Genomic DNA, 10,654 nt, shown 5'->3' with positions numbered 1-10,654 from the left:
GCCTAGATAACCTGATAGGATGCGTTTTTTTATTCTAGTGTCTTTGTTACTTTTCTTGTTGATTGTGGTGATTAGAAGAGAGTATCGATTGCATATGCTCTGTTTTATCTTTAATAATCGACACTCGCGGTTCGAGCTCTTTCTGAAAAACGCGAACCTTATATTCAGTATCTTGCCGAAGTTTATCGATCTTAGCAATCTCATCTCTAATAATAGCAACTTGATGTTGAATCTTTTCTTTGTCTTTTTGAATAGCTACCAGACGTTCTTTTTCTGTCTCATAAGTTGCTTTGATAGGTTTTCGTTTTTTAAAAACTTTATAAGTGATAAAAGCAGTTACGGTGGTCACTAGTGAGCTTTTTAATCCCATTATTTGACCTCACTTGCTATTTTTTTGGCTAGTTGCCCCAATGTTTCAAAATCAGGTTCGTGAGTGGTGTATTTAATTTCAATACCATCTTTTTCATCAAATCTTGGTACCAGATGGATATGAGCATGAAAGACGGTTTGACCAGCAACTTCTTCATTGTTATTGATAATATTCATTCCTTTAGCTCCAGTCGCTTTTTGAACAGCACGGGCAACTTTGGGTAATCGTGAGAAAACCTCTTGAGCTATAGTTTCAGTCATATCAAGAACATTTTTAACATGTTCTTTAGGGATTAATAAAGTGTGGCCATTTGTTGTTTGTGTAATGTCTAGGAAGGCAAGGACCTTTTCATCTTCGTATACTTTGGATGACGGGATTGTACCAGAGATAATTTGACAGAAAATACAATTTGCCATATGTAAAACCACCTTTTTGATTGAATTTGTTATAATTAAGAATAGTATATCAAAGTTAGGAAGAATCGTCATGCTAAAAATTGATCATTTAGTTGGTGGCTACGTTAATATACCTGTTTTAAAGGACATTTCATTTGAGGTTTCCTCAGGAGAAGTTGTTGGCTTAATTGGGCTTAACGGAGCGGGGAAATCAACGACTATCAGTGAAATCATTGGGCTTTTGCAACCTTATCAGGGAAGTGTGACTTTGGATGGCTTGCAATTGTTAGAAAATCCAGAAAGTTACCGTCGCAAAATAGGTTATATCCCTGAGACGCCAATCTTATATGAAGAGTTGACCTTGCAAGAACACTTGGATACAGTTGCTTTAGCTTATGGTTTAGGTGAGCAAGAGGAATTACGCCAAAGGCTGTTACAACTCTTTCGTTTAGAGGATAAATTAGACTGGTATCCCATTCATTTTTCAAAAGGGATGAAGCAGAAAGTAATGATTATTGCAGCTCTCATGATTGAGCCAAGCTTATTGATTGTGGATGAGCCTTTTTTGGGATTAGATCCTTTAGCGATTAGAGATTTGACGACTATTATTGCAGAGGAAAAAACTAAAGGAACAGCTGTTTTGATGAGTACTCATGTTCTGGATTCTGCTGAAAAAATGTGTGACCGTTTTGTTATTCTCCATCATGGTGAGATTCTAGCTAACGGTAGTCTAGAAGAGTTACGACAACAATTTAGTCTACCAACAGCTGATTTGACTGATATTTATATGCAATTGACGCAGGAGAATTAAGATGGAAAAGATTATTCAAAAGCGTCAACTAGAGTTTAATCAGCGGTGTGTTAAGTACCTACGTTATGTTTTTAATGACCATTTCGTTTTAGTTCTGATGTTTCTTTTGGGTTTTTTGGTGGTTCAATATACCAATCTGGTTAACGATTTTCCCAAAAGTTCTATGTTTCCCATCGTTCTCTCCATTTTAGTAACACTTGCCCTAACGTTTTTAGGAAAGATAGCGACCTATCTGGTGTCTGCAGATCAGGTATTTCTCTTACCTCAGGAAACATTTTTGCAAAGAAATTTAAAAAATGCTGCAAGAAAATCCTTTATCTTATGGGGGATATTTCAGCTTTTTGTCACCTTATTATTCTCTCCTATTTTTCTCTTATCCGGTTGGTCATTATGGCAGTTTATTGGTTATATCGTAGTGCTTTTTATACTGAGGGGGATTCGTTTATATCATGATTTTAAAGGATTTTATCGAGGGCACTTGCTTGATTTTGCAAAACTCATTCGGTATGAAAAACAGAGACAGCAAAGGATTTTGACCTTCTTTTCCTTGTTTACCACTGTAAAAGGTATTTCCAGTACGACAAAACCAAGAAAATATCTCAATCCACTGATAGGATTGTTAACAAAAACAACAACACAAAATATTTGGTTAGAATTGTATGCGAGAGCCTATCTTAGGAATGGGGACTACTTTGGGCTCAGTCTGAGGTTGCTTCTTATCAGTTTAGTTCTGGGAGTACTCTTGCCAAATTGGTGGGGGCTAGCTTTAGTAGGTCTTTTTAATTATCTCTTGCTTTTCCAACTTCTTGGACTTTACCGAGTTTATGATTATCAAATCATGGCGCGATTATATCCAGTAGAAAGCGAGCTTCAACGACAAGCTTTTAAAACCCTATTACTAAAAATTTCGCTAGGTATTGGTTTGATTCAATTAAGCTTAGTAGCATTAGACTGGAGATTTTTGGGGATTATTCCTATTATGCTCATTCTGAGCTTGGTTTATCTTCCGAATAAGCTGAAGAAGTTTGTTGACTAAGTCTTAAAAAACAAGTAAAATAAGAGCTAAAATGGTAGGAAAAAAGGAGGGTATGGTGACAGTTATTGATAACGATTTAACATTGACACCCATGCGTGGAAAAAGTAACAAAGCCTATATGGGAACCTACCCATCTGGAGAACGTGTTTTTGTCAAAAAGAACACCACACCAATCTTAGCAGCCTTAGCTAAAGAGCAGATTGCACCACAATTACTTTGGGCTAAACGGTTGGGTAATGGTGATATGATGAGTGCACAAGAATGGCTTGATGGTCGCATTTTGCTCAAACAAGATATGATGAGCAAGCAGATTGTTCAAGTTTTATTGCGCTTGCATAAATCAAAGCATTTGGCTAATCAACTTTTACAGCTTAAGTATCAAATTGAAAACCCTTATGAACTCCTTGCAAAATTGGAGCGTGAAATGCCGCTTCAATTACGTGAGAATACTTTTATTCAGTCTATCGTTAAAGGGTTGAAACAAAGTTTACCAAATTTTGATCGAGATGATGCCACTATCGTTCATGGTGATGTCAGACACAATAATTGGATTATTACAACCAGTGGTGTGATTTATCTTGTCGACTGGGATTCTGTTCGTCTAACTGACCCTATGTATGATATTGGACATCTCCTTAGTCACTATGTTCCACGTGTAGCTTGGTCAGATTGGTTGGTTTATTATGGTTACGACAATCCTAAAGCTGTGATGGACAAGGTATACTGGTATGGTCAGTTGTCCTACTTATCGCAGATTCAGCAGTGTTTTGATAATCGTGATATGGAGCGTGTCAACCGTGAAATTTACGCCCTTAGAAAATTTAGAGAGTTATTCAAATGAGAGTTCGTAAGCGCAAAGGTGCTGAAGACTATTTAGAAAATCATCCCCAATACGTTATTTTAAATCCTGAAGATGCAAAAGGTAAATGGCATCAGGTTTTTGGTAATGACAATCCTATCCATATTGAAGTTGGTTCTGGAAAAGGTGCTTTCATTACGGGAATGGCTTTGCAGAATCCCAATATTAACTACATTGGTATTGATATCCAAGTTTCTGTTCTCAGTTATGCTTTGGATAAGGTGATTGAGAGTCAGGCGCCCAATGTTCGTTTGCTTCGTGTTGATGGTTCAAGTCTAACCAATTATTTTGAAGATGGTGAAGTCACACTCATGTATTTGAATTTCTCAGATCCATGGCCTAAGACTAGGCATGAAAAACGCCGTTTGACTTACAAGACTTTCTTAGAGACCTATCAGCAAATCTTGCCAGAACACGGTGAAATTCATTTCAAGACCGATAATCGTGGCTTGTTTGAATATAGCTTAGCTAGTTTTTCTCAATATGGTATGACCTTGAAGCAGGTTTGGCTAGATTTACATGCTAGCGGTTATGACGCTAATGTGATGACTGAGTACGAGCAGAAGTTCTCTGAAAAAGGTCAAGTGATTTACCGGGTTGAAGCACAATTTTAATAGTTAAGCGGAAATTTCCGCTTTTTGATGGAGAGGTCGCATAGTGGCCGAGTGCGCACGCTTGGAAAGCGTGTAGTCCTTAACGGGGCTCGGGGGTTCGAATCCCCTCCTCTCCTTTTATCCCATTGGTATATCAAGGTTTTGGTGGTATTCGCTCCCCATTCACCTACCAAATTCAATAAAGACTAAAGAAGCTAGGAATCTTTCATCTTTGCTTCTTTTTATTTTCAATTGTGTTATAATAGTGATAGGTTAAGCGATTTCAAAAAAGGGAGGTAGCTATGAAAGTTAAAGAAATTTTGAATTTGTTGGAAACTAAAATGTCTCCATCGGTGATTGCCTCTACGGATTCGGCAGGACAACCTCATGCTCGCTTTATTCACATTGGCTTGGCAAATGAAAAGGGGATTTTTTTCATGACAAGTCCCACAACTCGATTTTATAAGCAATTACAAGGAAACCCTAATATTGCCATAACGGGCATGCATCAAGAGGATTACTTAATCCAAGTGATTCGCGTTGAAGGAAGAGTACGTGAATTAGGGGAAGAAAAGTTAGAAGAGGTTTTAGCAGGAAATCCATTTGTCGAGCAAGTTTATCCCAATCATAAGGAAAGGGAAAATGTTCGTGTTTTTCAGCTATATGAAGGTAAAGGATTTTATCAAAGTCTAACACAAGGTCATAAGTATACCTTTGATATTAATGGCGATTTAGCTAAGGAAGATTAGATGCTGAGAGAACAAGCATTCTGGACTCTTTAGACTTGCAAGTTGCTAGCTATTGTGATATGATTAATTAAAATAATGAGAAAGGGGCGAGGTTATTACTTCGCCTCTTGTCTGTGCAAGGAGGGATTATTATCGCAACAATAGTTGAACAGGTAACTGAGTTGGTTACGCCTCATATCAAGGCTCCTTATGAGCTGGTTGATGTCGAGTATGGCAAAATGGGTGGCGATTATATCCTTAGTATTCTTGTTGACAAACCTGGTGGTATCTCTGTAGATGATACGGCAGAATTAACCGATGTTATCAGTCCGCTACTAGATACCATTAAACCAGATCCCTTTCCAGAACAATATTTTTTGGAAGTGTCTAGTCCAGGTTTAGAACGTCCACTGAAAACTAAGGAAGCATTGGAAAACGCAGTCGGTTCCTATGTTAATGTTAGTCTTTATAAAGCTATCGATAAAGTCAAAGTTTTTGAGGGAGATCTACTCGCCTTTGATGGTGAAAATTTGACCATAGATTACTTGGATAAGACACGGCATAAAACTGTTGATATTCCCTATCAAACTGTTGCCAAAGCCCGCTTAGCGGTGAAAATATAATCTAATCATTCAGAAAAGAAAGGAATTGCCTTAATTATTAAGGCGAGACAAACATGAGTAAAGAAATGTTAGAAGCCTTCCGTATTTTGGAAGAAGAAAAGCACATTAATAAAGAAGATATCATTGATGCCGTAACGGAATCCTTGAAATCAGCTTACAAACGCCGCTATGGTCAGGCAGAAAGTTGTGTTATTGAATTCAATGAAAAGACTGCTGATTTTCAGGTATATACGGTTCGTGAAGTTGTCGATGAAGTTTTCGATAGTCGACTTGAGATTAGTTTAAAAGATGCTTTAGCCATCAGTTCAGCTTATGAATTAGGAGATAAGATTCGTTTTGAAGAGTCTGTGACTGAATTTGGCCGTGTTGCAGCACAATCAGCTAAACAAACCATCATGGAAAAAATGCGCAAGCAAATGCGTGAAGTGACTTTCAACGAGTACAAGGAGCATGAAGGTGAAATTATGACAGGTACAGTTGAGCGCTTTGACCAACGCTTTATCTATGTTAATCTTGGATCACTTGAAGCACAGTTGTCACACCAAGATCAGATTCCAGGTGAAACTTTCAAATCACATGATCGTATTGAAGTTTATGTCTACAAGGTAGAAAACAATCCTCGAGGTGTCAATGTTTTCGTTAGTCGTAGCCATCCTGAATTCATTAAACGCATTATGGAGCAAGAAATCCCAGAAGTCTTTGATGGTACAGTGGAAATCATGAGTGTTTCTCGTGAAGCTGGGGATCGTACAAAAGTTGCGGTTCGCAGCCACAATCCTAATGTTGATGCTATCGGTACGATTGTTGGTCGCGGTGGTTCAAACATCAAGAAGGTTATCAGCAAATTCCATCCAACCCGTATTGATGCTAAAACAGGCATTGAAGTACCTGTTGAGGAAAACATTGATGTTATCCAATGGGTTGAAGATCCAGCAGAGTTTATCTACAATGCTATTGCCCCTGCTGAAGTTGATATGGTTCTCTTCGACGAAGAAAACAGCAAACGTGCAACTGTTGTTGTACCTGATAACAAATTATCACTGGCTATTGGTCGTCGTGGTCAAAATGTTCGCTTAGCGGCTCATTTAACAGGTTACCGCATAGACATTAAGTCTGCTACGGAATACGAAGAAATGGAAGCTCAGCAAGCTTTGGCAGAAGAAGCGGTAGTTGTCTCTGCGGAAGAGTCAGTTGAAGTGAACCAACAAGATGTGGATGTCATGCCACTTGACGAAATATCTAACGAAGAATAATAAATAGAGGTGTTTATGGCTAAAACACGTAAAATACCTTTAAGAAAGTCTCTTGTTTCTGGTGATGTGATTGATAAACGTGACATGCTCCGAATTGTGAAAAACAAGGAGGGAGACATTTTTATTGATCCAACTGGAAAAGCGAATGGTCGCGGAGCTTATATCAAACTAGATAATCAAGAAGCCCAAGAAGCTAAGAAAAGACGGGTCTTTGATCGCAGTTTCAAAACAGCAGTTTCTGATGAATTCTATGATGAGTTGATTGCTTACGTTGACCACAAGGTAAAAAGAAGAGAGCTCGGTCTTGAATAATCAGCAACAATTAGCCAATTTAATCGGACTAGCACAGCGAGCTGGAAAAGTTATATCAGGTGAGGAATTGGTTGTTAAAGCCATTCAACATCAGGAAGCAAAATTAATTTTTCTAGCCAATGATGCTGGTGATAATTTGACTAAAAAAATTACAGATAAAAGTAAATACTATCAAATAGAAGTCTCCACAGTGTTTAACACACTGGAATTAAGCATGGCAGTAGGAAAACCTAGGAAGGTTGTCGCTATTGTTGATGCTGGATTTTCAAAGAAAATGAGGACTCTTATGGCATAAGGAATAGGAGGACGTCACGTGTCAAAAAAACGCTTATATGAAATTGCGAAAGAAGTCGGTGTCGCAAGTAAGGAAGTTGTCGTCAAAGCTCAGGAATTGGGCATGGCTGTGAAAAGTCACGCATCAAGTGTAGAAGGTAAGGATGCTGATCGTCTTACTGCGGCCTTCAAAGGTACTGTAACACCAAAGGCAACTGAAAAACAAGTGTCAAGTACAACTGAAGCTCAGCAAGTTACTAAATCAGTGGTAAGTGATAAACCAAAAACAACAACTGCTCCAAAAGTTGAGGAATCTCATCCAAAAGCTGAAGTAGCAGGAACAGTGGTTGCAAAACCACGTCCACAAAGTCGTAACTTCAAAGCAGAACGTGAAGCCAAAGCTAAGGCTGAAGCAGATCGTCGTAGTAACGGTGAAAGTCGAAATAACAGAAACGGGAGTGGTCAAAAGCGTCGTGATAACCGTTCGAATGATCGCCGTCAAGATAGTCGTCATCAACAAGGTCATCCTAAAGGAGGACGTCAACAAGATAATCGTCCAAATAATGACCGACGTCACGACCAATCAAACCGTAACAATCGAGGTAATGAGAATCGATTTAATAACAATAGCTCGCAGAATCGTCAGCAACAATCTAGACCAAAAATCGATTTTAAAGCACGTGCTGCCGCTCTAAAAGCTGAACAAAACGCTGAGTACTCACGTCAAAGTGAATCACGTTTCCGTGAGCAAGAAGAAGCGCGACGCCAGGCTCAAATGGCCAAAGAACAGGCTCGTAAAGCTAAACAGGCTGAGATTGAAAAAGAACAACAAGCTCAAGATAATGCTCGTCTCGTAGCAGATGCTTCAAATAAACCTCGGGTTGCTGATATGCCAACGCAAGTTGTTTCGAGTCAATCAGACAACCGTCGCAAAAAACAGGGTCGTCCTGAAAAATCGCGTGATTTTTCAAATCAGAATGAAGATGGTCCTAAGCAAAGTAAAAATAAGAAAAATTGGACGAATCAAAACCAAGTGAGAAATCAAAGAAATAGTAACTGGAATAAAAATAAACAAAATAAAAAAGGTAAAAACAATCGTAATGCTAACAGTGCTCCAAAGCCAGTAACAGAGCGGAAATTCCACGAATTACCTAAGGAATTTGAATATACTGAAGGGATGACGGTTGCTGAAATTGCAAAACGTATCAAACGTGAACCTGCAGAAATTGTTAAGAAACTCTTTATGATGGGAGTTATGGCTACCCAGAACCAATCATTAGATGGTGACACCATTGAACTCTTGATGGTTGATTATGGCATTGAAGCACGTGCTAAAGTTGAAGTAGATGATGCTGATATTGAACGTTTCTTTGCAGATGAAGATTATCTTAATGCTGATGAGTTAGTTGAACGTGCACCTGTTGTTACTATCATGGGTCACGTTGACCACGGTAAAACAACGCTTCTTGATACCCTTCGTAACTCACGCGTTGCGACTGGAGAAGCTGGTGGTATCACTCAGCATATCGGTGCTTATCAAATCGAAACAAATGGTAAGAAAATCACTTTCTTGGATACACCAGGTCACGCAGCCTTTACCTCAATGCGTGCGCGTGGTGCATCTGTCACAGACGTTACCATTTTGATTGTAGCCGCGGATGATGGCGTTATGCCACAGACTATCGAGGCAATTAACCATTCAAAAGCTGCGGAGGTTCCAATCATTGTTGCCATTAACAAGATTGATAAACCAGGGGCTAACCCAGAACGTGTTATCGGAGAATTGGCTGAGCATGGTGTTATCTCAACAGCTTGGGGTGGTGATTCAGAGTTTGTCGAAATTTCGGCGAAATTCGGTCAAAATATCGACGAATTGCTTGAAACAGTCCTTCTTGTAGCTGAAATGGAAGAGCTAAAAGCTGATCCTACTGTTCGTGCCATTGGTACTGTTATTGAGGCTCGCCTTGATAAAGGTAAAGGTGCTGTTGCTACTCTTCTTGTTCAACAAGGAACACTTAATGTTCAAGATCCAATTGTTGTTGGTAATACCTTTGGACGTGTTCGTGCTATGGTAAACGACCTTGGTCGTCGTGTTAAAACAGCTGAACCATCAACACCTGTTTCTATTACCGGGTTGAATGAAACACCAATGGCAGGTGATCACTTTGCTGTTTATGCAGATGAGAAAGCAGCGCGTGCAGCTGGTGAAGAACGTGCTAAACGTGCCCTTATGAAACAACGTCAAAATACACAACGTGTTAGTCTTGAAAATCTCTTTGATACGCTTAAAGCAGGTGAAATTAAGACTGTTAATGTTATCATCAAAGCTGACGTACAAGGTTCCGTAGAAGCCTTGGCAGCTTCACTTCTTAAAATCGAAGTAGAAGGTGTCCGTGTCAATGTCGTTCACTCAGCGGTAGGTGCGATTAATGAGTCTGATATTACTTTGGCAGAAGCTTCAAATGCTGTTATCATTGGTTTCAACGTTCGTCCAACACCACAGGCACGTCAACAAGCAGATGCCGATGACGTTGAAATTCGTCTTCACAGTATCATTTATAAAGTTATCGAAGAAGTCGAAGAAGCTATGAAAGGTAAATTAGATCCAGAGTACCAAGAAAAAGTTCTTGGGGAAGCTATTGTCCGTGAAACCTTTAAAGTTTCTAAAGTGGGTACTATCGGTGGATTTATGGTTATCAATGGTAAGATCACACGTGATTCAAGTGCTCGTGTCATTCGTGATGGCGTGGTTATCTTTGATGGCAAACTAGCTAGTTTGAAACACTATAAAGATGACGTTAAAGAAGTTGGAAATGCCCAAGAAGGTGGTCTCATGATTGAGAACTTCAATGATCTTAAAGTTGATGATACTATTGAAGCTTACATCATGGAAGAAATTGTTCGAAAATAACCTTTTTCGAGTCTTTAATAACCTTGACAATGAAAGATAAAGTGGAAGCTAGGCAGCTAGTCTAGCTTTTGTCTTAATGAATTGAAAGGAGAAACATATGGCAAATCATCGTGTAGATCGTGTTGGTATGGAAATCAAACGTGAAGTCAATGAAATCTTGCGTCTCAAGGTTCGTGACCCACGTGTCCAAGATGTTACCATCACGGATGTTCAAATGTTGGGTGATTTATCAGCGGCAAAAGTTTACTACACTATCCACAGTGAACTAGCTTCTGACAATCAAAAAGCACAAATTGGTTTAGAAAAAGCCACAGGAACGATTAAACGTGAACTAGGTAAAAACCTCCACATGTATAAAATTCCTGATTTATCATTTGAAAAAGACAAATCTATTGAATATGGCAACAAAATTGACGAATTATTACGCAATTTAGATCGTACAGAAAAATAAAGGCTCTTCGTCAACTGTAGTGGGTGACTTATAATTAAC

Annotated in this window: 13 protein-coding genes and 1 tRNA gene; 12 read left to right on the top strand and 2 right to left on the bottom strand. The window is 38.9% G+C overall.

All coding sequences use genetic code 11. The features are described 5' to 3' along the window. Positions 1 to 46: 46 nt before the first annotated feature. Positions 47 to 370 carry a hypothetical protein gene (locus tag ACMZ6U_RS07065; RefSeq protein WP_416107448.1) on the bottom strand — a complete coding sequence of 108 codons (324 nt, stop codon included), beginning with the start codon at positions 368 to 370 and terminating at the stop codon, positions 47 to 49. Beyond that, positions 370 to 786, bottom strand: a complete 417-nt coding sequence (locus ACMZ6U_RS07060; RefSeq protein WP_416107446.1) for an HIT family protein — start codon at positions 784 to 786, stop codon at positions 370 to 372. Before ACMZ6U_RS07060 ends, ACMZ6U_RS07065 begins: the two co-directional genes overlap by 1 nt. Positions 787 to 856: 70 nt before the next feature. Between ACMZ6U_RS07060 and ACMZ6U_RS07055 the strand changes: the two genes are divergently transcribed. The 12 genes from ACMZ6U_RS07055 to rbfA all read left to right on the top strand — a co-directional run bounded on the left by ACMZ6U_RS07055 (position 857) and on the right by rbfA (position 10,615). Then, complete coding sequence (locus tag ACMZ6U_RS07055; RefSeq protein WP_416107444.1) at positions 857 to 1,576, top strand: ABC transporter ATP-binding protein; 720 nt, start codon at positions 857 to 859, stop codon at positions 1,574 to 1,576. A 1-nt stretch (position 1,577) separates the two neighbouring features. Further along, entirely contained in the window at positions 1,578 to 2,612 is a 1,035-nt protein-coding gene (locus ACMZ6U_RS07050; protein WP_416107442.1) for an ABC transporter permease, read from the top strand. Between the two features lie 52 nt (positions 2,613 to 2,664). Then, the gene (gene ccrZ / locus ACMZ6U_RS07045) at positions 2,665 to 3,453 is read left to right on the top strand and encodes a cell cycle regulator CcrZ (protein ID WP_416107452.1); all 789 of its coding nucleotides are present in this window, start codon (positions 2,665 to 2,667) and stop codon (positions 3,451 to 3,453) included. Further along, on the top strand, positions 3,450 to 4,085 hold the full coding sequence (gene trmB, locus ACMZ6U_RS07040) for a tRNA (guanosine(46)-N7)-methyltransferase TrmB (protein WP_416107440.1): 636 nt from the start codon (positions 3,450 to 3,452) through the stop codon (positions 4,083 to 4,085). Before ccrZ ends, trmB begins: the two co-directional genes overlap by 4 nt. 29 nt (positions 4,086 to 4,114) lie before the next feature. Then, positions 4,115 to 4,201: transfer RNA gene (locus ACMZ6U_RS07035), tRNA-Ser, on the top strand. A 165-nt stretch (positions 4,202 to 4,366) separates the two neighbouring features. Then, a complete protein-coding gene (locus tag ACMZ6U_RS07030) occupies positions 4,367 to 4,813 on the top strand; it encodes a pyridoxamine 5'-phosphate oxidase family protein (RefSeq protein WP_115130745.1) in 447 nt (148 codons plus the stop codon). Between the two features lie 113 nt (positions 4,814 to 4,926). Further along, positions 4,927 to 5,415, top strand: a complete 489-nt coding sequence (rimP, locus tag ACMZ6U_RS07025) for a ribosome maturation factor RimP (protein WP_416107450.1) — start codon at positions 4,927 to 4,929, stop codon at positions 5,413 to 5,415. Positions 5,416 to 5,468: 53 nt separating this feature from the next. Continuing rightward, positions 5,469 to 6,668, top strand: coding sequence for a transcription termination factor NusA (nusA, locus tag ACMZ6U_RS07020; RefSeq protein ID WP_416107438.1), 1,200 nt, complete (start codon positions 5,469 to 5,471; stop codon positions 6,666 to 6,668). A gap of 15 nt (positions 6,669 to 6,683) precedes the next feature. Next, positions 6,684 to 6,980: an RNase P modulator RnpM gene (rnpM, locus tag ACMZ6U_RS07015; RefSeq protein WP_416107436.1), complete on the top strand. Its 297-nt coding sequence runs from the start codon at positions 6,684 to 6,686 to the stop codon at positions 6,978 to 6,980. Further along, positions 6,973 to 7,275, top strand: a complete 303-nt coding sequence (locus tag ACMZ6U_RS07010) for a YlxQ-related RNA-binding protein (RefSeq protein ID WP_160544558.1) — start codon at positions 6,973 to 6,975, stop codon at positions 7,273 to 7,275. Before rnpM ends, ACMZ6U_RS07010 begins: the two co-directional genes overlap by 8 nt. Positions 7,276 to 7,293: 18 nt before the next feature. Further along, positions 7,294 to 10,164, top strand: a complete 2,871-nt coding sequence (gene infB, locus ACMZ6U_RS07005; protein WP_416107434.1) for a translation initiation factor IF-2 — start codon at positions 7,294 to 7,296, stop codon at positions 10,162 to 10,164. Between the two features lie 97 nt (positions 10,165 to 10,261). Next, the gene (rbfA, locus tag ACMZ6U_RS07000) at positions 10,262 to 10,615 is read left to right on the top strand and encodes a 30S ribosome-binding factor RbfA (RefSeq protein ID WP_416107432.1); all 354 of its coding nucleotides are present in this window, start codon (positions 10,262 to 10,264) and stop codon (positions 10,613 to 10,615) included. Positions 10,616 to 10,654: the final 39 nt, after the last annotated feature.

Origin of the sequence: Streptococcus pluranimalium (genome assembly GCF_047785745.1) — a bacterium.
Classification (GTDB): domain Bacteria; phylum Bacillota; class Bacilli; order Lactobacillales; family Streptococcaceae; genus Streptococcus; species Streptococcus pluranimalium_B.
The sequence above is the reverse complement of the archived record's forward strand: the minus strand, read 5'-3'. Positions and strand labels throughout refer to the sequence as shown.

What these genes read in the sequence shown, in the direction of transcription:
- trmB (WP_416107440.1), top strand. Translation starts at nt 3,450, where the DNA reads ATGAGAGTTCGTAAGCGCAAAGGTGCTGAAGACTATTTAGAAAATCAT.
- ACMZ6U_RS07050 (WP_416107442.1), top strand. Translation starts at nt 1,578, where the DNA reads ATGGAAAAGATTATTCAAAAGCGTCAACTAGAGTTTAATCAGCGGTGT.
- nusA (WP_416107438.1), top strand. Translation starts at nt 5,469, where the DNA reads ATGAGTAAAGAAATGTTAGAAGCCTTCCGTATTTTGGAAGAAGAAAAG.
- rnpM (WP_416107436.1), top strand. Translation starts at nt 6,684, where the DNA reads ATGGCTAAAACACGTAAAATACCTTTAAGAAAGTCTCTTGTTTCTGGT.
- ACMZ6U_RS07030 (WP_115130745.1), top strand. Translation starts at nt 4,367, where the DNA reads ATGAAAGTTAAAGAAATTTTGAATTTGTTGGAAACTAAAATGTCTCCA.
- ccrZ (WP_416107452.1), top strand. Translation starts at nt 2,665, where the DNA reads ATGGTGACAGTTATTGATAACGATTTAACATTGACACCCATGCGTGGA.
- ACMZ6U_RS07065 (WP_416107448.1), bottom strand. Translation starts at nt 370, where the DNA reads ATGGGATTAAAAAGCTCACTAGTGACCACCGTAACTGCTTTTATCACT.
- ACMZ6U_RS07055 (WP_416107444.1), top strand. Translation starts at nt 857, where the DNA reads ATGCTAAAAATTGATCATTTAGTTGGTGGCTACGTTAATATACCTGTT.
- rbfA (WP_416107432.1), top strand. Translation starts at nt 10,262, where the DNA reads ATGGCAAATCATCGTGTAGATCGTGTTGGTATGGAAATCAAACGTGAA.
- ACMZ6U_RS07060 (WP_416107446.1), bottom strand. Translation starts at nt 786, where the DNA reads ATGGCAAATTGTATTTTCTGTCAAATTATCTCTGGTACAATCCCGTCA.